The 25660-nt window shown below is 61.7% G+C and carries 24 protein-coding genes; 10 read left to right on the forward strand and 14 right to left on the reverse strand.

The genetic code is table 11. The features are described from left to right. Positions 1-50: 50 nt before the first annotated feature. From INF35_RS08050 to INF35_RS08075, 6 genes are all read right to left on the reverse strand, one after another. Positions 51-1946, reverse strand: a complete 1896-nt coding sequence (locus tag INF35_RS08050; RefSeq protein ID WP_193501319.1) for a PTS beta-glucoside transporter subunit IIBCA — start codon at positions 1944-1946, stop codon at positions 51-53. A 160-nt stretch (positions 1947-2106) separates the two neighbouring features. Next, positions 2107-3066 (reverse strand): LacI family DNA-binding transcriptional regulator, encoded by a 960-nt coding sequence (locus tag INF35_RS08055; protein WP_193501321.1) that lies wholly within the window; start codon positions 3064-3066, stop codon positions 2107-2109. A 324-nt stretch (positions 3067-3390) separates the two neighbouring features. Continuing rightward, positions 3391-4863 (reverse strand): glycoside hydrolase family 32 protein, encoded by a 1473-nt coding sequence (locus INF35_RS08060; protein ID WP_193501323.1) that lies wholly within the window; start codon positions 4861-4863, stop codon positions 3391-3393. 45 nt (positions 4864-4908) lie between these two features. Beyond that, the gene (locus INF35_RS08065; protein ID WP_193501325.1) at positions 4909-5379 is read right to left on the reverse strand and encodes a type 2 periplasmic-binding domain-containing protein; all 471 of its coding nucleotides are present in this window, start codon (positions 5377-5379) and stop codon (positions 4909-4911) included. After that, on the reverse strand, positions 5286-6305 hold the full coding sequence (locus INF35_RS08070; protein WP_193501327.1) for a carbohydrate ABC transporter permease: 1020 nt from the start codon (positions 6303-6305) through the stop codon (positions 5286-5288). The genes INF35_RS08065 and INF35_RS08070 overlap by 94 nt, the downstream gene beginning before the upstream one ends. A gap of 14 nt (positions 6306-6319) precedes the next feature. Further along, positions 6320-7327 (reverse strand): ABC transporter permease, encoded by a 1008-nt coding sequence (locus INF35_RS08075; protein ID WP_193501329.1) that lies wholly within the window; start codon positions 7325-7327, stop codon positions 6320-6322. A gap of 282 nt (positions 7328-7609) precedes the next feature. Here INF35_RS08075 and INF35_RS08080 point away from each other — a divergent pair, with 282 nt between their 5' ends. The 8 genes from INF35_RS08080 to INF35_RS08115 all read left to right on the forward strand — a co-directional run bounded on the left by INF35_RS08080 (position 7610) and on the right by INF35_RS08115 (position 14684). Further along, a complete protein-coding gene (locus INF35_RS08080; protein WP_235983162.1) occupies positions 7610-8605 on the forward strand; it encodes a LacI family DNA-binding transcriptional regulator in 996 nt (331 codons plus the stop codon). Positions 8606-8625: 20 nt separating this feature from the next. Then, positions 8626-9417, forward strand: coding sequence for a hypothetical protein (locus tag INF35_RS08085; RefSeq protein WP_193501331.1), 792 nt, complete (start codon positions 8626-8628; stop codon positions 9415-9417). Between the two features lie 18 nt (positions 9418-9435). Continuing rightward, on the forward strand, positions 9436-10386 hold the full coding sequence (locus INF35_RS08090; protein ID WP_193501334.1) for a carbohydrate kinase family protein: 951 nt from the start codon (positions 9436-9438) through the stop codon (positions 10384-10386). A gap of 386 nt (positions 10387-10772) precedes the next feature. After that, positions 10773-11495 carry an amino acid ABC transporter ATP-binding protein gene (locus INF35_RS08095; protein ID WP_193501336.1) on the forward strand — a complete coding sequence of 241 codons (723 nt, stop codon included), beginning with the start codon at positions 10773-10775 and terminating at the stop codon, positions 11493-11495. 68 nt (positions 11496-11563) lie between these two features. After that, a complete protein-coding gene (locus tag INF35_RS08100; RefSeq protein WP_193501338.1) occupies positions 11564-12472 on the forward strand; it encodes a transporter substrate-binding domain-containing protein in 909 nt (302 codons plus the stop codon). A 100-nt stretch (positions 12473-12572) separates the two neighbouring features. Next, positions 12573-13298 (forward strand): amino acid ABC transporter permease, encoded by a 726-nt coding sequence (locus tag INF35_RS08105; protein ID WP_193501340.1) that lies wholly within the window; start codon positions 12573-12575, stop codon positions 13296-13298. Further along, entirely contained in the window at positions 13299-14078 is a 780-nt protein-coding gene (locus tag INF35_RS08110; protein WP_193501342.1) for an amino acid ABC transporter permease, read from the forward strand. A gap of 12 nt (positions 14079-14090) precedes the next feature. Next, the gene (locus tag INF35_RS08115) at positions 14091-14684 is read left to right on the forward strand and encodes a cytidylate kinase-like family protein (protein ID WP_193501344.1); all 594 of its coding nucleotides are present in this window, start codon (positions 14091-14093) and stop codon (positions 14682-14684) included. 225 nt (positions 14685-14909) lie between these two features. On the opposite strand, the gene INF35_RS08120 is transcribed toward INF35_RS08115, so the two are convergent. The 4 genes from INF35_RS08120 to INF35_RS08135 all read right to left on the reverse strand — a co-directional run bounded on the left by INF35_RS08120 (position 14910) and on the right by INF35_RS08135 (position 17344). Next, the gene (locus INF35_RS08120) at positions 14910-15386 is read right to left on the reverse strand and encodes a hypothetical protein (RefSeq protein WP_193501346.1); all 477 of its coding nucleotides are present in this window, start codon (positions 15384-15386) and stop codon (positions 14910-14912) included. 16 nt (positions 15387-15402) lie between these two features. Next, positions 15403-15813, reverse strand: a complete 411-nt coding sequence (locus INF35_RS08125; protein ID WP_193501348.1) for a hypothetical protein — start codon at positions 15811-15813, stop codon at positions 15403-15405. A 101-nt stretch (positions 15814-15914) separates the two neighbouring features. Then, complete coding sequence (locus INF35_RS08130; RefSeq protein WP_193501350.1) at positions 15915-16466, reverse strand: cyclophilin-like fold protein; 552 nt, start codon at positions 16464-16466, stop codon at positions 15915-15917. Between the two features lie 17 nt (positions 16467-16483). Next, a complete protein-coding gene (locus INF35_RS08135) occupies positions 16484-17344 on the reverse strand; it encodes a DUF3737 family protein (RefSeq protein WP_193501352.1) in 861 nt (286 codons plus the stop codon). A gap of 264 nt (positions 17345-17608) precedes the next feature. Here INF35_RS08135 and INF35_RS08140 point away from each other — a divergent pair, with 264 nt between their 5' ends. Then, positions 17609-18313 (forward strand): LytR/AlgR family response regulator transcription factor, encoded by a 705-nt coding sequence (locus INF35_RS08140; protein ID WP_193501353.1) that lies wholly within the window; start codon positions 17609-17611, stop codon positions 18311-18313. 189 nt (positions 18314-18502) lie between these two features. Beyond that, positions 18503-21412, forward strand: coding sequence for a glycoside hydrolase family 3 C-terminal domain-containing protein (locus tag INF35_RS08145; RefSeq protein WP_193501354.1), 2910 nt, complete (start codon positions 18503-18505; stop codon positions 21410-21412). A 207-nt stretch (positions 21413-21619) separates the two neighbouring features. Here INF35_RS08145 and INF35_RS08150 read toward each other — a convergent pair whose 3' ends face one another. The 4 genes from INF35_RS08150 to INF35_RS08165 all read right to left on the reverse strand — a co-directional run bounded on the left by INF35_RS08150 (position 21620) and on the right by INF35_RS08165 (position 25570). Continuing rightward, the gene (locus tag INF35_RS08150) at positions 21620-21982 is read right to left on the reverse strand and encodes a hypothetical protein (RefSeq protein WP_193501355.1); all 363 of its coding nucleotides are present in this window, start codon (positions 21980-21982) and stop codon (positions 21620-21622) included. Continuing rightward, on the reverse strand, positions 21969-23291 hold the full coding sequence (locus tag INF35_RS14050; RefSeq protein ID WP_193501356.1) for a GHKL domain-containing protein: 1323 nt from the start codon (positions 23289-23291) through the stop codon (positions 21969-21971). The genes INF35_RS08150 and INF35_RS14050 overlap by 14 nt, the downstream gene beginning before the upstream one ends. After that, positions 23288-24040, reverse strand: a complete 753-nt coding sequence (locus INF35_RS08160) for a LytR/AlgR family response regulator transcription factor (RefSeq protein WP_193501357.1) — start codon at positions 24038-24040, stop codon at positions 23288-23290. The genes INF35_RS14050 and INF35_RS08160 overlap by 4 nt, the downstream gene beginning before the upstream one ends. A gap of 144 nt (positions 24041-24184) precedes the next feature. Continuing rightward, on the reverse strand, positions 24185-25570 hold the full coding sequence (locus INF35_RS08165) for an alanine/glycine:cation symporter family protein (protein WP_193501359.1): 1386 nt from the start codon (positions 25568-25570) through the stop codon (positions 24185-24187). Positions 25571-25660 lie beyond the last annotated feature (90 nt).

Genomic DNA, 25660 nt, shown 5'->3' on the forward strand with positions numbered 1-25660 from the left:
CCCGTCCTCAGGGAGGGACGCAGCGCCCGGCGCGGTGCAACAGCAGCGGGTCAGACCTGCAGGATCTTGTCCAGCGCCTTGCGGCTGCCGGTCTCGATCTTCAGATCCTTGTAGTCGTCGGCATTGGTCAGCAGCACCGCCACCATGTCGGGATGTCCGGCAGCGGCGATCTTTTCCCGGTCAAAGGCGATGAGCTTCTCACCGATCTTCACCTTCTGACCGGCCTTCACAAAGCACTGGAAGCCGTCGCCCTTCATGTCCACCGTATCCACGCCCACGTGGATCAGCAGCTCCATGCCGTCGGGAGAGGTGACGCCCACCGCGTGATGGGTGTCGGTGACAGAGGAGATCTCGCCGTCAAAGGGAGCCACCACAACGCCCTCGGAAGGCTCGATGCCCACGCCCCGGCCCAGAATGCCGGCGGCAAAGGTCTCGTCGGGGATCTGCTCGGAGGGGACCACATTGCCGGAAACCGGCGCATAGACGGTGCCGAGCTGGCACTGGACAGAAGCTTTTTCGGGGACTTCCGCCTGGGGAGCAGACTCAGCGGTCTTTTTTTCCGGTTCCGCATCCTTGTAGCCGAACAGCCAGGTCAGGGCAAAGGCGACACCGATGGAGATGGCAGCCATGATGATGTACTCCAGGGGATGCTGGAGGCAGAGCAGCAGGCCGAAGATGCCGGTAACGCCGGTGCCGCTGGCGCCCAGGCCGACGAGGGAGGCATACATGGCGCCCGCCGCACCGCCGATGGCGCCGCAGACGAAGGGTTTGAAGTGGCGGAGGTTCACGCCGAAGATGGCGGGCTCGGTGATGCCCATGAAGCAGGAGAAGGCGGAAGGCAGAGCCACGGACTTGGTCTTGCCGTTCTTTGTCTTGAGGGCGACGGCCAGGGTAGCGGCGCCCTGGGCCATGTTGGCGGCGGAGGCCAGAGGCAGCCAGTAGGTCACGCCGTACATGGAGAGCTGGCCCATGTCGATGACGGTGTACATGTGATGGATGCCGGCCACGACGGTGGTGGAGTAAAGGCCGCCCATGATGAGGCTGCCGATGCCCAGGGGCAGGGTGAGCAGGGTCTGGATGCCGCCGATGATGCTGTTCTCAATGGTGACGAAGATGGGTCCGATGATGGAGAAGGTCAGGTAGCCGGTGACAAAGACGCTGACCAGCGGGGTGACGAAGAGGTCAAACATGGCGGGAACGATCTTGTGCAGGCGTTTTTCCAAAAAGCACATGACCCATACCGCGATGATGACGGGAATGACGTGGCCCTGATAGCCTACCAGGTCCACCGAGTAGAGACCGAACCAGACGCTCTGGGTCTGATGGACGCCCTCGGTGGCCACGGTCCAGGCGTTCTGCAGGTTGGGGTGGATCATCATCATGCCGATGACGGCGCCCAGATAGGGGTTGCCGCCGAAGGCCTTGGCGGCGCTGTAGGCGATGAGGATGGGCAGGAAGGTGTATGCCGTGTTGGAGAACAGGTTGGCAAACACATAGATGGAGCCGGAGGTGTCGATGTTGAGGAAGCCGTTGTTGACCATGAAGTTCAGCGCTTCCATGATGCCCATAAGGAAGCCGCTGGCCACAATGGCGGGAATGATGGGGACAAAGATATCGCCCAGCGTCTTGATGGCCCGCTTGAAGGGATTCTGGCGGGCGGCGGCTGCCGCCTTGACCTCGTCCTTGGTGGCGGCGCTCAGGCCGGAGATGGCGATAAACTCATTATACACCTCGTTGACAACCCCGGTGCCCAGAATGATCTGGAGCTGGCCGGAAGCGCTGAACACGCCCTTGACGCCCTCGATGTCCTCCACGGCCTTGGCGTCGCACTTGGCGTTGTCCACCAGGACCAGCCGGAGCCGGGTGGCGCAGTGGGCGGCAGAGACAAGGTTCTCTTTCCGCCCGACTTTTTCGTAGATTTCCTGGGCTACCTTTTTGTAATCCATAACACTGCAATCCTTTCTTTTTCTATTTCCACTCCCGCCAGGGGAGAAGAGATACAACATCTGCCGTGCGGACAACGGGGTCCGCGGGAGGGGCATTCGCCGAGAATACGTATTCTTAACTGTCCTGAAAAAAGGACAACTTTTTATCGTTGTCCAAATATCATGTACTTTCCCGGATGACCAGTTCCGCGGGGAAAGGCCGGTTCTGTGCCTCCCGGGGGCCGGGGTGTTCAATGCGGTCCAAAAGCCATTCCACGGCCTCCCGGGCCATGGAAGCGGTGGGCTGGCTGACGCTGCTGAGCCGGGGATTGAGGAACCGCCCCATGAAGGTATCGTCAAAGCCTATGACCCCCGCCTGCCGGGGCACCGAGATGCCCAGCTCCCGCAGGATGTCCAGCACCTGCAGGGCGTAGATATCGTTGCCTGCAAAGATGGCGGCGCGGGCGGTATCGCTGAAAAACCAGTCCCGCAGCTCCTGGCCAAGCTGGTCGTGGGAGCGCAGCACCCGGTTGGTGGCAGCGTCCCCGAATCCCCGGTCTGTCAGCTGCCGACGGAAGCCCACATACTTGCCGTCGTAGTCCTTGCCGATGAAGAGGAAGCGCCGGTAGCCCCGGTCAATGAGGTGATCCGCCACCATGGCCCCCGCCTGGGCGTGGTCCACATAGAAGGAATCCAGTCCATGGGCCCGCCGGGTGATGGTCACCACGGGAACGTCCAGTTTTTTTACGTAATCCCGCCATTGGGGGCTGGTCTCCCGGATGGGGACCGCCAGCACTCCGTCCACCCGGTAACGGCGGACCACGTCCAGATATTCCTGCTCGTTTTTAGGGTTGTAGTCACTGTTGAAAAGAATGATGCTGTAGCCGTTTTCCCGTGCGGCCACCTCAATTTGTTTGGCAAGGTCGGCAAAAAATCCGTTGGAGATGTCGGTCACCAGCACGCCCAGCAGGCGGGTCTTGCTGCCCTGCAGCCCCTTGGCCAGAGCATTGAACTGATAGTCATGGGCCCGGGCGCAGGCCAGCACCCGTTCCCGGATCTCAGGGGCCACCTTGGTGTTGCCGTTGAGCACCCGGGATACCGTCGGCTGGGAGACATTGGTCAGCCTTGCGATTTCAGACATTGTTATCATACATGTTGTACCAGCAGTGTGAATTCGTATTCTCGTATTTTCGAGAACATTTATAATATAGTAAAAAAATGTTCACATTTCAATTCGATGAACCGCCAAACTATTTGCCTGTTTTTTGTGCATCATTTCAGAATTCCTGCTTTTTACCGCTATTTTTGCACAACATGCATGTGCATGTGCAAAATTCATCGTCCGGCGCCCTTCCGGGCCCGGCGTCTTTCCCGCCTTTCCAGCCAAAAGCAAAAAAGCTCCCCGCTCCGGTCGTATCCTTCCGGGGCGGGGAGTTTTCAGTTTCCTTCCAGTTGTACAGTGATATCAGGCCAGCGTGTGCCGGACCAGTTCCACACAGGCGGGGCCGTCGCTGTGCAGCGAGACGCCGTCCGCCTCCGCGGGGGTATCGATCAGCGCCGAGATCACCCGCTCGCCGCCGTTGACGAACAGTTCGGTGCAGTCGCCGTCCAGGATCAGCCGCAGGGTCAGTCGGCCGTCCACCGGCTCCGCCGGGATGCGCCGGATGTGGGGAATGTCCCTCCGGGTGCCGCAGCGGCTGCGGTCAAAGACCAGCTCCCGGCGGTCGGCCTCCCAGCGCACCCGGGTTGCATACTTTCCGCCCTGGGCAAAGCTCAGGGTCAGGGACTTGCAGTCAGGGCTGCGCTCGGTGTCCAGCACCAGGGTCAGGTCCTGATACCGGCCATGGAACGCGGGCAGAGGCAGGTCGCCGTCGGCAGTTTGGGTCAGACGACTCTCCTCCCGCCACAGTCCCTCAATCTCCCGCACCGGCTGCTGATACAGCCGCCCGTTTTTCACCGAGAGCTCTCTGGGCAGGGTCATGCGGCCGAACCAGCGATGATTGCGCAGTGCGTCATTGCAGGTTTCCCAGCTCTGCATCCAGGCCACCATAACGCGGCGGCCGTCGGGGGTGAGGGTGGTCTGGGGAGCATAGAACTCCATACCGGCATCCAGCAGCCGGACGCTTTCCCGGGTGAAGCGATGGTTCTGGGGGTCGTAGCTTCCCATCAGGGCCAGCGCTGCATAACCGGGGCGGATCTCGGGGTCGTCGGCGGGACCGATGGACTGGGGGCTGACCAGCAGGACCTGCTTGCCGTCCAGAGAGAAGAAGTCGGGGCACTCCCAGATCAGGCCGTACTTGTCCCGGCTGGCATCCAACACGGTGACAAACGTCCAATGCCGGGCGTCTTCGCTCTCAAACAGCTCGATGCTGCCGCCGTTGTCCTTGTGTCGGCCCGCCGCCACGCAGTAGTAGCGGCCGTTTTCCCGCCAGATCTTGGGGTCGCGGAAGTCGGCGGCGCAGAAGCCTTCCGGCTGCCGGTCAGGAGGCAGGACCGGGTTTTCGGCCAGTTTTTCAAAGTCGGTGCCGTCGCCGATGGCCACGCACTGAGCCTGGACCGGCTCCTTGTCGGTACCGCTGACGCCGGTGTACAAAAGCTCCAGCCGTCCGTCCGGCAGCTCAATGGCACTGCCCGAAAAACATCCTTTGCCGTCGGCGGGGGTATCGGGCGCCATGGCGCAGGGCAGATACTCCCAGTGCAGCAGGTCGCGGCTCACCGCATGGCCCCAGTGCATGGGGCCCCACTTGGTCTCGTAGGGGTAGTACTGATAAAACAGGTGGTAGGCATCCCGATAGCAGCAGAATCCGTTGGGGTCATTCATCCAGCCCACCCGGGGGGTCAGGTGGATGCGGGGGCGGTCAGCGGCCGCGATGGCCTTTTCTTCCCGGGCTTCATAGGCGCGGGCCTGCTCCAGTTTTTCCGATCTGTTGTACGGCATAAGAGATAGTTCCTCTCTTTCCGGTAGTGTGGTTTTGATGAAAGATCAGTTTGCGGTCTCGGCGGTGGCGGGCACGGTGGTGTCCACGGCGCCGGCAGTCTCCACATAGCGGTCGTAGGCGGCCTGGTAGGTATCCAGCAGATCCTGCATGCCGTAGCTGTTCAGGTTTTCCTTGTAGGCGTTCCAGGTGTCGTCGGTGATGCCGCCGTCACGCAGCCAGGTGGCCTCCTGCTCGGAGACGTAGTTCTCAAAGTCCACGCGCCACTTGTCGATGGTGTCCAGCTCCTCCTGGGTGTAGACGCAGTCGATGGGATAGCAGGTGGTGTCGTCCACATACTGCATCCAGTAGTCGTAAAGGTCGGTCAGACGCTCGACGGCGCGGGGCTCCATCTCAAAGGTGGTGGCGTAGTAGTCGGACAGGATCAGTTTGGGGCCGTAGACCTCGTACTCGCCCTTGACTTCGCCGGCGCTCTTGCCGAATTTTCCTGGGCTTCCTCGTCGGTGATGCTCTGCCACAGGCCGTTCTCGTCCTGCTCGGTGAAGTAGACGCTGATGGGGCCGTACTGCAACTTCTGGACGAAGGGATAGATGATGAGCATGGGGGCCGCCGCCACGATGATGGAGGCGAACTTGATCATTTCGGTGAGCTTGTTCAGTTCGGCATAGCCGCCGGAGATCATGCTGGCCTGGCTGGCGGAGGTCTCGCTGGCAATCAGGATGTTGCGCAGCACCAGGGGCAGAGGTGCGCGGCCCTCGCCGGTCATGTAGATCAATGCGGTGAACCAGTCGTTCCAGTAGGCCACCATGCTGAACACCACCATAACCGCCATGATCGGGCGGGACAGGGGGATGATGATATCCCAGAAGATGCGCAGCTTGGAGGCGCCGTCGATCTCGGCGGCTTCTTTCAGTTCCTTGGGGATGCTCGTCTCAAAGTAGTTGCGCGCGATGATCATGTTGGACACCGCGACGCCGCCGGGCAGAAACATCGCCCAGATCGTGTTGATAAGCCCGGTGTCGCGCACGACCAAATAGGTGGGGATCAGCCCGCCGCCGAAGTACATGGTGATGACAAAGAAGATGTTGAAGAACTTGCGGCCCGGCAGATCGGGGTTGGACAGGGGGTAGGCGGTGATGTAGATCATGACCACCGAGAAGATGGTGCCTGCCACGGTGTACTTGATGCTGTTCCAGTAGCCCAGCAGGATGCTGTCGTCGGAAAAGACGGCGGCGTAGCCGTCCAGGGTGAACTGGCTGGGCGCCAGGAAGGTCTTGCCGGCGTAGACATCATAGGGATCGGAGAGGGACGCCACCAGGATGTAGTAGAGAGGGTAGGCCACCACCAGCAGGATGGCAACGCACAATACCACCAGAATGGCATCGCTGGCGCGGTCGGACAGGCCGCCCGGCTTTTTGCCGACAGACTTGGTTTTTGCGGACATGTCAGTGACCTCCTTTACACAAACTGTACGTCGCTGGCCTTTTTGGCAATGCGGCTGACGATGATGAGCAGAATGATGTTGACGGCGGTGTTGAACAGGCCTATGGCGGTGGAGTAACTGTACTCGGCGTGCTGAATGCCCTGTTCGTACACATAGACCGCGATGATATCGCTGGTGGCCTTGTTCAGGTCGGTCTGGAGCAGGAAGACCTTTTCAAAGCCGATGTTCATAAGGTTGGAGGCGCTCAGGATGAGCTGGAGCACCGCCATGGGGACCAGGGCGGGCAGGTCGATGTGCAGGATGCGCTGGAACACCGAGGCGCCGTCCACCTTGGCGGCCTCATACAGGGAGGTGTCCACGCTGGACAGGGTGGCCAGGTAGATGATGGTGCCCCAGCCGGCCTCCTGCCAGATGCCGCTGATGACGTAGATGGAGCGGAACATGGAGCTCTGGTTGAGGAAGTCGATGCTGGTGCCCAGCAGCAGGTTGATCAGGCCGCCCGACGGGCTGAGGAAGATGCGGAGCATGCCGCAGATGATCATGGTGGAGATGAAGTGAGGGGCGTACAGGACGGTCTGGACCACTCTCTTGAGCTTGTGGAAGCGCAGCTGGTTGAGGGCCAGGGCCAGGATGATGGGGACCGGGAAGCTCCACAGCAGGCTGTAGAGGCTGAGCAGCACAGTGTTTTTGATCATGCGCCAGCAGTTGGGGGAGGTGAAGAACTCCTCGAACCACTGGAGGCCCACCCACTGGCTTCCGGTGATGCCTCGGCTTGCCTTGAAGTCCCGGAAGGCGATCTGGATGCCGTACATGGGGCCGTACTTGTAGACGATGGTAATGACCACCGGGATCAGCAGCAGCAGATAGAGCTGCCAGTTTTCGATCAGCCGTTGTTTAAGCGGCTTGCGCCGGACCGCAATGTCGCCGGCGTTTTTTCCGGATGTCTTGCCCCGTTTCAGCCACTGCGGCCCCTTGGGGCGTCCGGTCCGCTCTGCCCGCGGCACGGCTTGCGTTTTGCTCATGATGATTCCTCCTTCGTGACGGACGGTTCATGAATCGTTTCACGTATCTTGTGAAATCAAAATACCACCCTCACAACCAAAAAAAGTCAATGGCAAAAATCAAAAAATCCCGCGTTGCCGAGGGGTTTTGGCGGCATGCACAAGGCATTTGCCTGAAAATTGTGCAGTTTGTTTCGGTGAAATCGGTGAAATCCCCGTTATTTTTTCATGAAACAGCTTTACATTTATTATAGAGCGGAGTATAATATTACCGAAAAGAAAAGACTGACGAGGTGAAATTTCATGAAAGGAGAGAGACAAACAGCCACCATGAGCGACGTAGCCCGGGAAGCCGGGGTCGCGCTGGGCACCGTGTCCAAGGTCATCAACGGCCAGCCTGTGGGCGAAAGCTATCGTCTCAGGGTGGAGGCTGCCGTCAAAAAGCTGAACTACCGGGTCAATCCCAGTGCCAAGGCGCTGAAGAGCAACCGCACCAGCACCATTGCCTTCATCATTCCCAACACCATCGCCCCCTTTTTCGCCCTGCTGACGCACTACATCAATATGGCGCTGGAAAAGCGCGGCTACAAAATGATGCTCTGCTTTACCGAGTATGACCGGGACCGGGAGCAGGAGTATGTGAGCATGGTGGTGCACAACCGGGTGGACGGCATCATTGCCCTGACATACAATCCCAAGCTGGAGATCCCGGAGGGTATTCCTTTTGTGACCATCGACCGCTTTTTCAGTGTATCGGTGCCCTGCATCGCGTCGGACAACTTTGGCGGCGGGCAGCTGGCGGCCAAAAAGCTGGCCGAGCTTGGCTGTCATCGGGTGGCCTGTCTCCGGTCAGGTTCCTCCCTGACCAATGAACCCAGCAAGCGAAAGGACGGCTTTGTCAGCGGCTGCATGGAGGCCGGGCTTCCCTTTGAGGTGTGCAACCTCACCGACGGCGCCCCCCTGTCCGCCTTTGAGGTGTTTCTCCGTCACAATCTGTTTGATACCGACACCCCGCTGGACGGACTGTTCTGCGGCACCGACCTGATGGCATGGGATGCCATCAAGATCCTGCGCAATCTGGGCCTGCGGGTGCCGGAGGATGTCCAGGTCATCGGCTTTGACGGCATCCGCATGTTCGGCGACCAGGACTACATCTGCTCCACCATCGTGCAGCCGGTGCCCGACCTGGCCGAGACCGCCGTCAATATGGTGCTGTCCAACGATTTTACCGGCCTGCCGCCCCTCATCTGCCTGCCCGTGCGCTACCAGGCGGGGGGCACCACCCGGGATTCTCTCTGAGTCAAAAGGAGCCTTCCGCCATGAATCTGTTTCGTCCCTATGACACCGGCGAGCCCCGCCGGGATGCCCGCGGCCGCCTCATCGGCATCGACCGCTACCAGGATGTGCTGGGCCGCAACTGGAAGCGCTTCCTCCTCACCGGCCTGGTGACGCTGGCCGGCTGCCTTCCCCTGGCCGCCGGCATCGCCTATGCCATTCTGAGCAGCAGCATTCTGGTCCTGCTGCCCGTCAGCCTGGCAGGTGGAGCCATCGCCGGGCCTTTCCTCGCCTGTCTGTACGACAATATTCTCCGCGCCCTGCGGGATGCCCCCGGCAGCTGGTCGGCCAACTTTCGCCGCGCCTTTGCCCAGAACTGGCGGGCTTCCCTGCTGCCCGGCGCCCTCACCGGCCTGTTTGTAGGGTCTGCCGCCTTTGCAGGCATGCTCTTTTTTGCCTGGAGCACAGCGGTGCCCTCCGCCCTGACCATCCTGATCTATCTGTTCAGCTGTCTGATCTTTTTTGTTCTGTCCACGCTGTACTGGCCCCAGCTGGTGCTCTTTGACCAGCGGGGCATCGTCCGGCTGCTCAACGCACTGCTTTTCACCATCAAGAATTTCTGGGCCACCCTGAGCGTTTGCCTGCTCCAGCTGGTGTGGTGGCTGCTCATGGTGCTGTTTGCCCCCTGGACGCTGATTCTTCTGCCCCTCGTCGCCGTGTGGTTCGACCTGTTTGTGGCGCTGTTCTTGCTGTATGACCGTCTGGACGCGGCCTTCGGCATTGAGGCAAGCCTTGCCGCAGCCTTTCCCGACCAGGTACCCCGCCGCGACTGCTGAGATTGGAGGTAATATACTATGAAAGATGTTGTTGCACTGGGTGAACTCCTCATCGACTTTGCTCCCGTTTCCACCGACGAGAGCGGCTACCCCACCCTCAAGGCCCAACCGGGCGGTGCGCCGGGCAACTTCCTGGCTGCCCTGACCAAGTACGGCTGCTCCACCGCCCTGCTGGGCAAGGTGGGCGAGGATGCTTTCGGCAATCTGCTGGTAAACACCCTGGACACCCTGGGCATTTCCACCAAAGGCATTGTGAAGGACCCGTCGGTGTTCACCACCCTGGCCTTCGTCACTCTGGACGCCACCGGCAACCGGGAATTCAGCTTTGCCCGCAAGCCCGGCGCCGACACCTGCCTGCGCCCCGAGGAGTTGGACCTCTCCCTGCTGGACGACTGCAAGGTCTTCCACTTCGGCACCCTGAGCCTTACCGGGGAGCCCGCCCGCTCCGCCACCCGGGCCGCCGTGGCCTATGCCAAGGAGCACGGCAAGCTCATCAGCTTTGACCCTAACCTGCGCAAGCCCCTGTGGCCCAATGACGAGGCCGCCAGGGAGCAGATCGAGTGGGGCCTGCACCAGTCCGACATCGTCAAGATCAGCGATGAGGAGATCGAGTTTTTGTGGGGCATCTCCCCCGAGGAGGGCGCCCAGAAGCTGCTGAAGGAGTACGGCGTCCGCCTGGTCTACGCCACCCTGGGCCCCAAGGGCTGCCACGTGGCCAACGCCAATGGCTGCTGCGAGGTTCCCTCCCCCACCGGCATCCATGTCATCGATACCACCGGCGCCGGGGATATCTTCGGCGGCAGCGCCATGAGCCAGTTCCTGCGCCTGAACAAGGCTCCCGAGACCCTGACCGTGGAGGAGCTGCGGGCGGTCACCCGCTTTGCCTGCTGCGCCGCCTCCCTCTCCACCCAGACCCACGGCGGCATCACCAGCGTGGTGCCCGAGGATCAGGTCCGGGCCATCCTGTGACCGTTCCCCCACACAAAGCACAAAACGCCCCGGATGGGGCGGCAGTCTGCCGCCGCCCGTCCGGGGTGTTTCTGTGTTTTCCTACAGGATGGGATGGCTCTGCCCCAGGGGTGGGGCCGGCAGGGCCGGGGGCTGCGGCGGGCGCACAGCAGGAATATGGGCGGGCCTTTTTTTCGCACCGTGCCAAATTCTTCAGCATATCAACGATTTTCTCTCAGACGGACCGGCGCAGCTTTGTAGAAAGCGGCCGAATTCCTCTGGAAACAGTTGACAAATGCACTCTGCCGTGCTAAACTGCCAGACAATAACTGATGAAACAAAGACGTTTCACATCCCCTGCGGGGTGTGGAGCGTCTTTCTTTTTTACCACCGGGAGGGAGCACGGCATGATCAAGCTGGAAAAGGTCAACAAGTACTTCGGGGACCTGCACGTCCTCAAGGATGTCTCGCTGGAGGTGGCCGAAGGAGAAAAGCTTGTCATCATCGGGCCGTCCGGCTCAGGCAAGTCCACCACCGTCCGCTGCATGAACTTTCTGGAGGAGCCCACCAGCGGCCACGTCTACATCAACGGCGTGGAGCTGACCCACAAGAACAAGCGCCAGATCGTCCGGGACAACATGTCCATGGTGTTCCAGCAGTTCAACCTCTACCCCCACATGACGGTTTTGAAAAACCTGACCCTGGCCCCCATCAAGCTGCATCACAAGTCCCGCAAGGAGGCCGAGGACCTGGCCTATCACTATCTGGACGTGGTCGGCCTCACCGACAAGGCCCATGCCTATCCCACCATGCTGTCCGGCGGCCAGCAGCAGCGCATCGCCATTGCCCGGGCCCTGTGCGCCCAGAGCAAGATCATCCTCTTTGACGAGCCCACCTCCGCCCTCGACCCCGAGACCATCCAGGAGGTGCTGGATGTCATGATCCGCCTGGCCAAGGAAAACATCACCATGGTGGTGGTCACCCACGAGATGGGCTTTGCCCGCCAGGTGGCCGACCGGGTGGTCTTTATGGCCGACGGCCAGATTCTGGAGGAGGGCACCCCGGAACACTTCTTCACCCATCCGGACCACGAGCGTGTCCGGCAGTTCCTGGGCAAGATCCTGCACTGATTCTGATACCCGATGCTTTGCGGCATCTGGATATAGAGGGAAATTTCATATATTAGGAGGAAATCAACATGAAAAAGCGCAATGCGATTCTTTCGTCCGTCCTGGCGGGCGCCATGCTGCTGAGCCTGACTGCCTGCGGCGGCGCCGACTCGTCCTCTTCTTCCAGCGCAGCGGCCGGCGGAGACTCCTCCACAGCCGCCACCGGTGAGGCCGCCGGCGAAGCTCTGGGTGCCGATACCCAGGCCATCGTCGACCGTGGCGTCCTGCGCGTCGGCGTCAAGAACGCCGTTGTGGGCTTCGGCTATCAGGACCCCGCCACCGGCGAATACTCCGGCATGGAGATCGAGCTGGCCAAGAAGCTGGCCGAGCAGCTGGGCGTTGACGTGGAGTTCACCACCGTCACCGCCGCCACCCGCACCGAGCTGCTGGATTCCGGCGACATCGACTGCGTGCTGGCCACCTTCACCATCACCGATGAGCGCAAGGAAAGCTGGGACTTCACCACGCCTTACTACACCGACTACGTCACCGTGCTGGTAGAGGATGCCGACGGCATCACCTCTCTGGCCGACCTGCAGGGCAAGGTCGTGGGTGTTTCCTCCGGTTCCACCTCCGCCCGTTCTCTGGTGGAGGCCATGATCGAGGGCGGCGTCATTGAGGGTACCGGCTTCTCTGCCGATACCTTCGACCCCGCCACCTGGACCGAGGGCGTCACCTTCCAGCAGTTCGACGACTATCCGGCCATCTCCACGGCTCTGAGCGCCGGCACTGTGGACGCCTTCTGCGTGGATAAGTCCATCCTAGCTGTCTACAAGACCGAGGGCCGCAGCTACATCGACGATCAGTTTGCTCCTCAGGAGTACGGCATCGCCACCAAGAAGGGCAGCGACTTCTCCACCTACTGCAACGACTTTGTGGAGGCCTGCCTGTCCGACGGCACCATCGACGGCTACATCAGCGAGTTCAACCTCGGCTGATCGCATCCCGGTCCTGACCGGGGGATTCCAAGCATAAAACGGGGCGGGCTGGGGCTGATCCCCGGGCCCGCCCTTTTTTCGCAGGAGGGAGACACAAACTATGGCAGAGCTGCTTTCGCCCGAGGCCTGGGGCAAGGTCTGGACCTACCGCGGCACCTTTCTCACAGGATTCGGCAACACGCTGGAGACGGCCATCTTCGGTCTGCTGCTGGCACTGGCACTGGGCATTCTTTTCGGCCTGATGGCCACCAGCGGCAAAAAGCCCCTGATGGCGGTGGCCCGGGTGTACGTGGAATTTTTCCAAAACACCCCCATCGTGCTGCAGATGTGCTTTTTGTATTACGTGCTGGCATTTTCCGGCATCAAGGTCAGCATCATCCTCACCGGCATCATCAGCCTGGGCATCTACACCGGCGCCTACATGGCCGAGGTGGTGCGTGCCGGCATCCAGGCAGTGCCCAAGGGCCAGTTTGAGGCGGCGGTCAGCCAGGGCTTCGGCTACGTGGAGACGATGTACTACATCATCTTCCCCCAGAGCCTCAAGATCATTCTGCCGCCCATGGTCAACCAGGCAGTCAACCTGTTCAAGAACACCAGCTGCCTCTACATTGTGGGCGGCGCCGACCTGATCTCGCTGACCTACAGCTTTGTCACCGGTGCCACCACCGGCGGTGCCTATGCCCCCGCCTATCTGGTGTGCGGCGCTCTCTTCTTTGTGGTCTGCTTCCCCCTGTCCACCCTGGCTTCCACCTGGGAAAACAACCTCAAGCGCCGGGACAAGCGCGGGGCAGCCATTGTCAAACAGCTGGAAACGGAGGTGTCCTGAATGATCGACTGGCAGGCAAGTTTTTCTATCCTGACCAAGGCGGGCGTCGCCGTTTACATCCTGCGGGGCGTGGCCTTCTCGCTGGTCATTTCGGTGTGCGCCGTGGTGGTCAGCCTTCTCATCGGCTCGGTGCTGGCCCTCATGCGCAACTACTGCTCCGGCCCCACCCGCATCTTCAAGTGGATCGCCACCGCCTACATTGAGCTCTTCCGCAACACGCCGCTTTTGTTCTGGATCTTCATCTGCCTGGTGTTCTGCCCGGTGCCCGGCTTCTTCACCCACCGGATGCTCAGCCTCACCAGCGTGGAAGTCCGCATCCTCTTCCGGGCCTTTGTGGCTCTGGTGCTGTTCGAGTCCTCCATCATGGCCGAGATCATCCGCGGCGGCCTCAACTCGGTGGCCGCGGGGCAGTTTGAGGCCGGACATTCCCAGGGCTTCAGCACGGTGCAGATCCTGCGCTATATCGTGCTGCCCCAGGCCTACCGCGCCGTGGTGCCCACCCTGCTCAGCCAGGTCATCAGCACCATCAAGGACTCCAGCTATCTGGCCAATGTGGCCGTCATTGAGCTGATGTCCCGGGTGCGTCAGATCCTGGCCACCTCCAACATGTACAACGGTGCAGGCACCCAGCTGGTCAGCGACGTCTTTGTGCTGTTCGGCATCGCCTTCATCATCTATTTCGTCATCAACTTTGCGCTGTCCTGTGTGGTGCGCTCGCTGCAGCACCCCCGTCCGCGGCGGTCCGCCCGCCCGGAACCGACGGCTCAGACAGCACAGTAAGGGGGCTCTTCCATGGCAAAGCAGTATGTCATCAACCTGTCCCGTGATTTTGCCAGCATGGGGCGCAGCATCGCCCAGAATCTGGCCGGGCGTCTGGGGTGTGAATTCTACGACCGCGACATCGTGGAGCAGGCAGCCCGGCGCATGGGCCTGCCCGTCTCCGAGATCGCCAACAACGAGGAGGCCGCCCACAACCTCTTTTACCGCCGCATCTATCCCCTGGGCATGGGGGTCAAGAGCATGCAGGACGAGATCTTTGAGGTCCAGAAAAACATCATCCGGGATCTGGCCGCCAAGCAGAGCTGCATCATTGTGGGCCGCTGCGCCGATGAGATCCTGAAGGATCACCCCAATGTCTTCAGCGTGCACATCTTCGCCACCAGGGCCGAGCGGCTGAAAAACTGTGTGGAAAAGCTGGAGATGGACGAGGACACCGCCCGCCGCACCATGGCCAGGGTCGACAAAGCCCGGACCGGGTATCACCGGGTCTACGGCGGCGGCGATGTGACCGCCAACTGTCACATCATGCTCAACTCAGCCAAGTTCGGCATCGACGGCACCGCCGCCGTGCTGGAGGGCATCGTCCGCCAGCGCTTCGCTCTCTGACCATCCTCTCCTTTCTGCTCCGGCAGGCCCTGCGGGAATTCATCTTCCCGAGGGCCTGCCTTTTTGCTGTCCGTATCGCTTTTTCCCCATCCCGCCGCCCGAGAAATACAATTTGTTATATAATAACGCATTTATTCAATGTGTTATTTTCAGGGCTGTGCGCGCAAAAAGCCCCCGGCGGGGAGATTCCCGTCGGGGGCCTTGCGTTTTGGAAAAATATCCGGCTCAGGAAACGTTGATGGTCAGCAGGATGGACTGGTCCTCCAGCACCGCCTCGGATTCCAGCTCCATGTCCTGGCGCTCCTTCAGACGCTGTTTCAGCAGCAGGTAGGTGCTTTTCTGGACATTGACCATATACTCTTCGGTCAGTTCCGCCTCGTGGGCGTCCAGTTCCTCCTGGCTCTTGAGGTCAAAGGGCTGCACCCAGAAGGCCTCCCCCTCCTGGGGCTGGTAGTAGCGCAGGCTGCCTGCGCTGGTGTGCACCGTCAGGATGCCGTCCTCCTCCTGTTGAACGGTAAAGCCGTGCTCCTCCAGCGTCTTGATGAGCAGGGTGCGGTCGTTGAAGCGGGTCTGCACCGGGTCCAGCTCGGTGGCGTCGGTTCCGCAGCGGGCGTCCAGCGCCTGTTTGGCGGCGACCATTCCGCCCAGCGCCGAGATGCCCAGGCAGATGGCTGCACTGGTCATGGACAATACAAGAGACATAATTTTTCCCTCCTGCTCAGAAATCCAGCGACCGGCCGCCCCGGCTCTTGCGGATGTCGGTCTCCGGCTCTTCGGGGTCGCTCTTTTCGTAGTTTTCCAGGTCCTCCCGGGCGGTGGCGGCCACGGCACGGACGTTGGCCCACTGGCGCAGCGCCCGGATGGATTCGGCCTGGGTCACCGACAGGGGAACGGTGCTGTCAATGGCATAGTTCAGGTCCTCCTCCAGCAGCGGCCGCTGGTGGAAGAAGGCCTCGTACAGGGCGGCCACCACTGCCTGCTCGATCTCGGCGCCCACAAAGCCCTCGGTCTTGACAGCCAGACGGTCCAGCATTTTTTGCGGCAGACGGGCTTTTTCGCTTTCCGCAGGCAGTTGCTGTTCCGGGCGGGAGACCCCTGCCGCCCGCCCCGCAAGGATGTCAGGCAGCAAAAAATGCCCCCGCCGGAAGCGGACAGGCTTCCGGCGGAGGCGTTTTGCGTCCCGTTGCCGGGGAACGGCACGGCGGGCGCTTGTTTTCTTTTTGGTTGGGCTTATTCCGCCGGGGACAGGGTGACGGTGACATCCCCGCTGCCCAGGGCGTCGGCCCAGCCGGACAGATCGTCGATGCGTCCCAGCCGGGTGTAGCTCCAGGCGTTGGAGCCGTAGAAGAGGACCAGCTGGTCCCCCTGGTAGAGGACCATATCCCCCGCCGTGGTGGTGGTCTGCCGGTCGGAGGCGGGCAGGTCAAAGCCCAGGGGACCCACCTTTTCAAACCCGGCGTAGTCAGAGAGGGTGAGGGTGACGGGCTGTTCCTCCACCATGTCCGCCAGCGTCCGGGCGGCTTCGGTGTCCGCCAGGGTAGCGGTGAAGGGGGCATCGTTGACGGTAACGGTGAGTTTCATGGGGGATTCCTCCTCTGTGGATTCCGATGGAGTTTCAGGAGTGGCGGAAGCTGCGGGGGCAGAGTCGGTGTGTGTCCCCGCCGCCGGGGAACTCTCCGGCGCGGGAGCTGCGGCGGACGGGGTGGTTTCCCACGCTCCGCAGCCGGTGAGCAGGCCTGCCAGCAGGCAGGCAGCAATGATCCAGCCTTTCCCCTGTCTCATGGGCAGTCCCTCCCCGTTCATGCGCAGCCCTTGCAGGGGGACGGAGATAGGACGACCCTGCCGTCGGCGCCATCCATGTCCCGGATAACCTCCCCCACGGCGGGCACCGTGATGCTGCTGCCTGCCAGGGGATTTTTGATGCTGAGTACTGGGGTAATAACGGTGGCCTGCACGTCGCTGCGCTCAAAGGCCAGGTCGGTGCCCACCATCTCGCAGTCGATGAGCTTGAGGCCTTTGCAGTAGCACAGGGGCTGGGTTCCCTCGATGCGGCAGTGGTCGAAGGTAACGTTCTCGCAGTACCAGGCCAGGTACTCCCCCTTGACCACGCTGTTTTTCACCGTCACGTTCTTGGCATGCCAGAAGGCGTCCTTGGTGTCGAAGGTGCAGTGGTCGAAGACGGCGTCCTCGATGTACTGGAAAGAATACTTGCCCTTCATCCGCACGTTGGTGAAGCGCAGACCGGTGGAGCGCATCATAAAGTATTCGCTCTCAGCGGTGCAATCCTCCATGGTGATGCCCCGCACCGACCAGCCGAACTCGGGAGAGAGGATATCGCAGCCCCGCAGGGTGGCGTCGGCGCACTCCCGCAGCGCCTTGATGCCGTGGAGCCTGGTATCCTCGATGGTGATGTGGTCGGAATACCACAAAGCCGCCCGGCAGAGCTGGGTGAGCTCACAGTTCCGGATGGTCAGCCCGTGGTCGTGCCAGAAGGGGTAGCGCAGATTGAAAAAGCTGTCCTCCGCCCCGATGTTGGTGCACTCCTTGAAGGCACTCTCCCCGTCGGCGGGGCCGTCGAAGCGGCAGCGGCGCACCGTCAGGTCACGGCTGCCGTACAGGGCGCGCTCCGCGTCAAAGGTCTGATGTTCGATGTATTTCATCCCAAACAGCCTCCTGTTTTTTCAGTGGTTCCGGTTTCCCGCCGCACCGGCCGCAGCATGGCGGCGGGACATTCTTTATTGTTACTATACTCCTTCCTCCGGGCATAGGCAAATACCTATATTTTATACTGCGGTATAGCTTTCAGGTATGGTTTCCCGTGGCTTCTTTGTCCCCCGGCATTGCCCCCGTTGGGGGATTCTGCTACAATAAAGTACAATCAGGCAAGAGATTCTCCCCATCGGGGAAAAGGAGGCGGATGCGGTATGCTGCACATGGCTCTGGTGGACGACGAACAGGAACAGCGCAGTCAGATGGAGGCCCTCATCCGCCGCTATGAGGCCGAAAACGGCGCCGCCTTCACGGTGGAGCAGTTCGGCACGGCGGAGGATTTTCTGGCCCGGGACCCGGCGGGGTTCGACCTGGTGCTCATGGACATCCAGATGCCCGGCATCGACGGCATGGCCCTGGCCCGCCGCCTGCGGGAACAGAATCAGCGCATCGTCCTCATCTTCATCACCAACATGGCCCAGTTTGCCATCGAGGGGTACGAGGTGGACGCCATGGATTTCATCCTCAAGCCGGTGAGCTATTACCGGCTTGCAGCCGCCCTGACCAAGGCCAAAAACCGCCTTCAGGCCGAGACCGGCGTCCGGCTGGTATTGCACAGCAAGGACGGCACCTACTATCTGGACTCCGCCCGGGTGCATTATATCGAAATGCTCAACCATCACACCATCTTCCACACCGAGGACGGCATCTTTGACTCCACCGGCAGCCTGAAAAAGCTGGAGGAACAGCTGGCCGGGCAGAACTTTGCCCGCTGCAACAACTGCTATCTGGTCAACCTGCGCTACGTCCGCTCCCTGGAGGGCAGCGACCTGCTGGTGGGGGACGACCGCCTGCTCATCAGCCGCACCCGGCGCAAGGCTTTTTTACAGCAGATGTCGGAATACTTCGGGGGCAAGTGATATGCTGCAGGAAACTCAGCTCTACTGGTACAAGATCCTCTTTTTCTTTGAGCTGGCGGCGGCGGAGGGCATTTTCTGCCTGAAGCTCCGCCGGCGTTCTCTCTTTGTGCCCCGGCTGCTCCTGGCTTTGGCCGCCGGGCTGGCAGTGGCAGTGTTCTTCCCGCTGCGGGACTATACCGTGGCTTACAATTGGGCTGGTCCTTCTACTATCCCAGCACCGGCGGTTCCGGCTCCGGCGCCGTGGGTTCCGACGGACTGGTCTCCCCCAAGGAGGCTCTGGCCGCCGCGGGCATCCAGATCAACGAGGCGCTGGAAACCTACTACCTCAACTGGTCCAATGAGCACTACACCGAGTGGATGGTCACCAAGGCCAACGGCTACTACACCGACGAGGACACCAACACTTCCCCCGCCCGGCCCTCGGTGAGCAAGGCCTACCAGGCGGCCTGGGACGTGCCCGAGCTCAACGGCCAGCTGGTGGCCGAAGCCTGTGACCAGTCCGACGCCGCAGCCAACAACGTCCAGATTGTCTGGATCGGCCGGGGCGGCGGCGAGTACCACGACTGCCCCACCGTCATGACCAAGGAGGGCGGTAGCGTCAACACCTACGGCGTCAACCCCGACAAGCACTATCTGGAACTCACCGACGAGGAGGAGGCCGTCCTGGCCAAGGCCAAGGAGCTGCGGGGCGAAAACGGCAAGGTCATCGTCATCATCAACGCCAACAACACCATGGAGCTGGGCGAGCTCCAGGACGACGACAGGGTGGATGCCATCCTCTTTGTGGGCGGCCCCGGCAAGCAGGGCTTCTACGCCATCGGCGACGTGCTCAACGGCACGGTGAACCCCTCCGGCCGTCTGGCGGACACCTACGCCGCCGACCTGCTGGCCAGCCCCGCTATGGAGAACTTCAGCAGCAAGGTCTACTATGACGCCGACGCTGCCTTCCCCAACCAGTACGACACCATGATCGACTACACCGATGCCGACGGCAGCACCTCCCAGCGCCCCATTCTGTTCGTGGGCTACGAGGAGGGCATCTACGTGGGCTACCGCTTCTATGAGACGGCAGCCGCCGACGGCTTCTTCACCTCCGCCCAGCTGCCTGCAGGCGTCACCGACCCCTACTACAACCGGGAGAACGGCGTCATCTATCCCTTCGGCTACGGCCTGTCCTACACCACCTTCACCCAGGAGCTGACCAAGGCCACTTACTCCGACGGTGTCTTTACCTTTGAGGTCAAGGTCACTAACACCGGCAGCGTGGCAGGCAAGGATGTGGTGGAGCTCTATGTGGAGACTCCCTACACCCCCGGCGGCATCGAGAAGTCCAAGGTCGTCCTCTGCGGCTTTGACAAGACCGACATCCTGCAGCCCGGCGCCGACCAGACCATGACCATCCGGGTGGAGGCCGAGGATCTGGCCTCCTACGACGATACCGTCAACCAGTGCTATGTGCTGGATGCCGGCGACTGCACCTTCTACCTGGGCACCGTAAACGGCACCGTCTACGGTTCCCATTCCTGGGCCTACGCCACCCCGGCAGACTCCGCCAGTCTGACCGCCGGCGCCAACGCCGTCACCTTTGCAGCGGCCAACGCCATCAGCGAGACCAAGATTTACAACGACGAGCACGACGGCAAGCGTGCCAGCGACGAGACCACCGCCACCAATGCCTTCACCCGGGAAATGACCGGCAACAACCTGAAGGTCGCCAACGGCGACGCCACCATGAACCGTGCCGCCGGGTTTGCAGCCTCCTGGCCCACCGCCCCTCAGGCGGAGGACACCGTCATGCCCCAGGAGCTCAAGGACATTCTGAACGACAACAACTACAGCACCAAGGAAGCCACCGCCCTCCACGACGAGGATGTGGAGATGCCGGTCACCGGCAAAAACGCCGGCCTCCAGCTCATCGACCTGCGGGGCCTGAGCTTTGACGATCCGTTGTGGGAGACCTACATCCAGCAGTGGAAGCCGGAGGAGATGGCCCTGCTGCTGGGCAAGGCAGGCTTCCAGACCGAGGCCTTCACCCAGTACGGCAAGCCCACCACACTGGACAACGACGGCCCCCAGGCCTTCCGTCACCAGGCCCTGGGCGAGGAAAACGAGAAGATCGACACCTATTACATGACGGCCTTCCCCTGTGAGGCACTGCTGGCCTGCACCTGGAACGAGGACCTGCTGGAGGAGATCGGCCAGAACGTGGGCGCCGAGGGTTCGGTCAACGGCATGTCCGGCTGGTATGCCCCCGGCCTGAACACCCACCGCACGGCGTTCGGCGGACGCAACTTCGAGTACTTCTCGGAGGACCCCTTCCTGGCAGGCAAGCTGGCCGCCCGGGAGATCGCCGGTGCGGCCCAGTACGGCGTCTTTACCTACATCAAGCACTTTGCCATGAATGAGCAGGAAGCCTTCTGCCGCTCCTGGTGCTGCGGCATGCACATGGACGACAGCCTGGACCGCTACCAGAACCCCGAATGGATGCTCATGACCTGGGCCAATGAGCAGACGGTGCGTGAGATCTACCTCAAGGCCTTTGAGATCGCCATCAAGGAGGCCACCGTCGACCTTAAGTATCTGGACAGCGAAGGCAACGAGCAGGTGGCGGAGGATTTCCGCTGCGCCACCGGCGTCATGACCGCCTTCTGCTGCGTGGGCAACACCTGGTCGGGCGGCAACCACGCCCTGCTCCAGACCGTCCTGCGGGACGAGTGGGGCTTTGACGGCACCGCCCTCACCGACTACGCCCTCCACGACTTCATGTACCCCGACCAGATGATTCGCAACGGCGGCACCGCCTGCCTCCAGTCCAACCGCAAGGATTTTGTGGACCAGAACAACCCCAGTGCCACCACCGTCAAGTACCTGCAGAAAGCCACCCACGAGATGTGCTACATGGTGGCCAACTCCAACGCCATGAACGGCATGGCCCCCGGCTCCACCATCACCTACTCCCTGGCCCCCTGGGAGATGGGCTGCGCCGTGGCCATCGTGGTCACCGGCCTGCTGTTCGCCGCGGTCATCGTGCTCAGCGTGCTGCGGGTCCGGGATGAAAAGCGTCATCCCGACCGGTATCATTCGGCCAAGTCCCTGTAAAGGGAACCAATCCCCGGCACCGACAGGGAATTGGCGGAGGGCTTCGGGCCGGGTTCCGGACCTTTGACCGCAAGGCAAAAGCCCGGGCAAGCATCCCCGCAGCCCGGCCCGACGCCTTCCGCCGCCCTTTTCGGGTTTTCCTTTGGAAGGGAACCTCATAAAAGCAGAATCCCCCGGATGCATCCGCATCCGGGGGATTCTGTCTGTTTATTTCATGGAGTCGGCAGGGCCGGATGGCGGTTCCTGCCTTTCCAGTTCCTGCTGTCGGGCCAGCAGGGCATCCAGATACCGGCGGGCGGCATCGGGTTCTCCCCGTTCCAGAAAGCCCTGCAACACCAAAAGCTCATTCTTGGCGTCGTGCTGGGCCAGGCGAAGATCTTCCAGCGCCCGCATTTCCTTTTTTATCCGCAGGTAGAGCTCCTGCTCCCGCCGGGTGATGGTCTCCATCTCCCGCCGGGTCTTCCAGCGCTGCAGCTGGTAGGCCACCATGCTGACGCCCAGCACCAGGAACAGAACAGCAAAAAAAGCCGCGGTGTTCCTGGCAATGTACATTTGATCAAACAAAGGCATGGGTTTTCCCTTTCTGGAGGCTGCGTGTCTCAGGCAGAGAAACCAGGGCAGTGGCCTCGGCAATTCCGTCCGCCACCGTCAGGGTATAGCTGCCCTGATACCGCCGGGTGATGTCCTGTAAAATCTTGCGGCCGAAGCCGTGGTCCTTGCCCCGGGGCCCCGCCGGATGGGCGGGCACCGGGTTGCGCACCGTCACGCAGAGGCAGCCCGCCGCCTGGGCAAACTCGATCTCCACCCGGGCCGGGCGGGGCGCCTGGGCGGCTGCCGTGACCGCATTGCTGAACAGATTGTAGAACAGGCTGGCCAGGTCCACCGGCGGCAGGGTGCACTCCCGGGCCAGACTGCCCCGGATCTCCAGCTCCACCCCCGCCTTGTCGCAGCGGTAGGCCGCATCGGCCAGGGCCACGTCGGCCACCGGGTTGTCGGCATAGCGCCGCACCGCCCGGATACTGCTCCGGGTCATCTCCCGCACCCGCTCCAGGGCGGCGTCGGTGCTGCCCTCCTTCAGCAGGGCGTCCACCTCTTCCAGGCAGCGGCGGTGCTGCTGCCGCAGACGGCGCAGGGTTTCCAGATCATGCTCCTCGGCTTCCAGTTCGCTGCGGTGCATCTCCTCCCGGGAGGCGGTGGCCGCCACCATCCGCCGGGTGATGCCACGGTAAACGATCCAGAAGACCGTCAGCAGCACCGCCATCTCCACAATGAGCCGCCCGAAGGCCTCCCCGTAGATGTCGGTGGCCTTGTCGGCCGCCCGGACCAGCGCCCACTGTTCCAGATTCATGGCAATGTTGGCCCAGGGGGAGATCACCGCCAGGGAGGTATAGGCCCAGTCGGGCAGCATCTCCGCCAGGCGGACCAGTCCCCGGGCCAGGATCACCGACGCTGCCGTGGCAATTACCGACCCGATGTACATGATGAGATAGCCCAGCACTCCGGGGTTGCCGCCGTTTTCCTGGGCAATATTGATGAACCAGACATAGAAGGGCGCCAGCACGCCGCTTTGCAGACAGATGCCCAGAATGACCACAAACAGCTTGCGCCGCCAGTTGTCCGCAAAGCAGGCCAGAAGGATGAAGGGCAGCAGAACATTGATGGTGATGGTGATGTAGCCGCTGGCATCCGTCCCCAGCCCCGCCAGCTTCCAGGCGGCGTCGGCGAAGGCCTTGGCGGCGAGGGACACCCCGCCGAAGATCCAGAACAGCAGCTGGAGGCGCCGGTCCTTTTTGGGATGCAGCATGAACCAGTACTGGTAGAATCCCAGCAGAGAACAGGGCACCAGGAGCAGGCCCAGCCAGAAGACACGCTCCGTCACGGGGCCTTCACCTCCAGTGCGGACTGCCGCGCCGCATAAGCCACAAAGCTCCGGCGCACCGCTGCCGCGTATCTGCGGCTGACGGGAATGTCCACCCCGTTGCGCATGCGGATGGTATTTTTTTCATACTTTCCCGCAAAGGTCCAGTGGATGGCAAAGCTCTTGTGGGTCTGACAGAAGAATACCGGGTCCAGCCTGACCACCAGATCCTCCAGCTTGTCCGGGGTGGAAAAGCTTCCCCCCAGGGTATGGACCCAGGTCACCCGAACCTGCCGCTCCAGATAAAGGATATCGTCGGCAGGGATCTGAATGGCGTGGCCGGGGGCGCCCAGGATCAGCATCTGCCCCGACACTGCGGCCGCATCCCGGTGCTCCAGACGGCGGCAGGCCCGCTGAACGGCAGGGGGCAGACGGGTCGCCATCTCCTCCTTGAGGACGAAGGCAATGTGCTCCACGTCGTAGACATCCTGACAGTATGCCATATAGGCGGTGAGAAAGATGATCTGGCATCCCGGGCTGCGCCGCAGCAGCTGCCGGGCCAGCTCGATACCGCTCTGCCGGGGCAGCTGAATGTCCAGCACCGCTATATCAAAGGGCTCCGGCTGCTTCAGCAGAGTCCGGGGATCGGCAAAGGGGCAGATCCGGTGGTCGGTGTCGGCCAGCACCTCCCCCAAAAGACGGCAGGTGCCGGCCAGCAGTTCAGGTTCGTCGTCACAGACAGCCACCGTCAGCCTTCCGGCGTCGCTCATATCCTTTCCCCCCAACAACCGAGTCTCCATTTATCATACCGCAAAAAATATCGAATTATTTTATTATATCACGGCGCCTTCCGAAAAGAAAGAACGCCATCGAACGCTCCGGCCGGGTCTTCCGGGGGCTTTTCCCCTCCCGGCCTATTTAGGCGGAACATTTTTTTCGTAGTCCTTCAGTGCCGCCAGGGCCTTGGGAGCCAGGGGGACCAGAGCGATCATGTTGAACACGGTCATCAGACCGATGCCCACATCTCCCAGGTCCCAGACAAACTGATACGCCGCCAGTCCGCCCACAAACAGCATGGCCAGCGCCACCACCTTGTACAGCGTCTGAGACAGCCAGTTGTCCCCGAACAGATAGGCCACATTGGACCGGGCGTAGAACAGCACCCCCAGAAAGGTGGAAAAACTGAACAGCCACAGAATCACCGCGATAAACACCGCGCCGAACTCTCCCAGATGGTACTGCATGGCTGTCTGAAGCAGATCCATGCCCTCCAGGCCGTCGGTGAGGGTGCTGGGGGTCAGCAGCATGATCATGGCCGAGCAGCTGCAGATGACGATGGTGTCGATAAATACGCCCAGTGCCTGGACCAGTCCCGCCTTGGCGGGGTGGCTGATGTGGGCGGCCGCGGCCGCGCAGGGGGCCGACCCGGACCCGGCCTCATTGGAGAAGAGGCCCCGCTTGGCCCCGTTGGTGATGACGGCGCCGAGCCCGCCGCCCGCCACCTGCCGCAGGCCGAATGCCTCGGAGAAGATGCGTCCGAAAACGGCCGGGAGCTGTCCGGCGTTTTTGACGATGATGAAAAGGGTGATGAAGAAGTAGCAGGCCGCCATGACCGGGACGACGACATCCAGCACCCGGACGGTGGCGTTTTTGCGCAGCACGACCACCGCCGCAATGGCTACCAGCACCACGGTGGACCAGAGGGGCGGCAGGTGGAAGGCGTTTTCAAAGGAGGCGGAGATGGTGTTGCCGATAACCTGACTGATGCCGCACCAGCAGACGAGCCCGGAGAGGGCAAACAGTGCCGCCAGCACCGAGCGTCTGCGCCGGCTGCCCTTTGGCACAAAAAGATGGTGAAGATAGTAGGCAGGTCCCCCGCGCCAGCCGCCGTAGAGGGGATCTTTCTCCTTATAGATCTGGGCGAGGGTGGCCTCCACAAAGGCGGTGGAGGAGCCGATCAGCGCCATGAGCCACATCCAGAACACGGCCCCCGCGCCGCCCGCCGAGATGGCTGCCACCACCCCCACCAGATTGCCCATGCCCACCCGGCAGGCGGTGGAGACAATAAGGGCCTGAAGCCCCGAGATTCCCTCCCGGGAGGAGGTGTTTTTCTCCATGGTGACGCGGAACATCTCGGGGAAGAGGCGGAAAGGCAAAAATCTGGTCCGCACCGTAAAGTAAAGCCCCGCCGGCACAAGGATGAGCACCAGCAGCGAAAGTCCCAGGCTGCTGCCGCCGGGCAGCGGGATGGTGACCAGATCCCCCCACAGAAGATTGTAAAGCGCCTGAAACAATACCATAACCGTTTCCTTTCCCTACGCCAGCTCTGCCGCCGGTTTTTTCCGCTCATCAGTGTACCATCCCGGCAGGCATTTGTAAAATCCCCCTGC

It is taken from the genome of Gemmiger gallinarum, assembly GCF_014982805.1.
In the GTDB taxonomy this organism is placed as follows: Bacteria; Bacillota; Clostridia; order Oscillospirales; family Ruminococcaceae; genus Gemmiger; species Gemmiger gallinarum.

Bases quoted from the DNA above. Each gene is read 5' to 3' on its own strand.
- INF35_RS08130 (WP_193501350.1), bottom strand. From the start codon at position 16,466: ATGAGACAGGGGAAAGGCTGGATCATTGCTGCCTGCCTGCTGGCAGGC.
- INF35_RS08105 (WP_193501340.1), top strand. From the start codon at position 12,573: ATGGCAGAGCTGCTTTCGCCCGAGGCCTGGGGCAAGGTCTGGACCTAC.
- INF35_RS08110 (WP_193501342.1), top strand. From the start codon at position 13,299: ATGATCGACTGGCAGGCAAGTTTTTCTATCCTGACCAAGGCGGGCGTC.
- INF35_RS08090 (WP_193501334.1), top strand. From the start codon at position 9,436: ATGAAAGATGTTGTTGCACTGGGTGAACTCCTCATCGACTTTGCTCCC.
- INF35_RS08055 (WP_193501321.1), bottom strand. From the start codon at position 3,066: ATGTCTGAAATCGCAAGGCTGACCAATGTCTCCCAGCCGACGGTATCC.
- INF35_RS08150 (WP_193501355.1), bottom strand. From the start codon at position 21,982: ATGCCTTTGTTTGATCAAATGTACATTGCCAGGAACACCGCGGCTTTT.
- INF35_RS08115 (WP_193501344.1), top strand. From the start codon at position 14,091: ATGGCAAAGCAGTATGTCATCAACCTGTCCCGTGATTTTGCCAGCATG.
- INF35_RS08120 (WP_193501346.1), bottom strand. From the start codon at position 15,386: ATGTCTCTTGTATTGTCCATGACCAGTGCAGCCATCTGCCTGGGCATC.
- INF35_RS08160 (WP_193501357.1), bottom strand. From the start codon at position 24,040: ATGAGCGACGCCGGAAGGCTGACGGTGGCTGTCTGTGACGACGAACCT.
- INF35_RS08060 (WP_193501323.1), bottom strand. From the start codon at position 4,863: ATGCCGTACAACAGATCGGAAAAACTGGAGCAGGCCCGCGCCTATGAA.
- INF35_RS08075 (WP_193501329.1), bottom strand. From the start codon at position 7,327: ATGAGCAAAACGCAAGCCGTGCCGCGGGCAGAGCGGACCGGACGCCCC.
- INF35_RS08100 (WP_193501338.1), top strand. From the start codon at position 11,564: ATGAAAAAGCGCAATGCGATTCTTTCGTCCGTCCTGGCGGGCGCCATG.
- INF35_RS08140 (WP_193501353.1), top strand. From the start codon at position 17,609: ATGCTGCACATGGCTCTGGTGGACGACGAACAGGAACAGCGCAGTCAG.
- INF35_RS08050 (WP_193501319.1), bottom strand. From the start codon at position 1,946: ATGGATTACAAAAAGGTAGCCCAGGAAATCTACGAAAAAGTCGGGCGG.
- INF35_RS08135 (WP_193501352.1), bottom strand. From the start codon at position 17,344: ATGAAATACATCGAACATCAGACCTTTGACGCGGAGCGCGCCCTGTAC.
- INF35_RS08085 (WP_193501331.1), top strand. From the start codon at position 8,626: ATGAATCTGTTTCGTCCCTATGACACCGGCGAGCCCCGCCGGGATGCC.
- INF35_RS08080 (WP_235983162.1), top strand. From the start codon at position 7,610: ATGAAAGGAGAGAGACAAACAGCCACCATGAGCGACGTAGCCCGGGAA.
- INF35_RS08165 (WP_193501359.1), bottom strand. From the start codon at position 25,570: ATGGTATTGTTTCAGGCGCTTTACAATCTTCTGTGGGGGGATCTGGTC.
- INF35_RS08095 (WP_193501336.1), top strand. From the start codon at position 10,773: ATGATCAAGCTGGAAAAGGTCAACAAGTACTTCGGGGACCTGCACGTC.
- INF35_RS08070 (WP_193501327.1), bottom strand. From the start codon at position 6,305: ATGTCCGCAAAAACCAAGTCTGTCGGCAAAAAGCCGGGCGGCCTGTCC.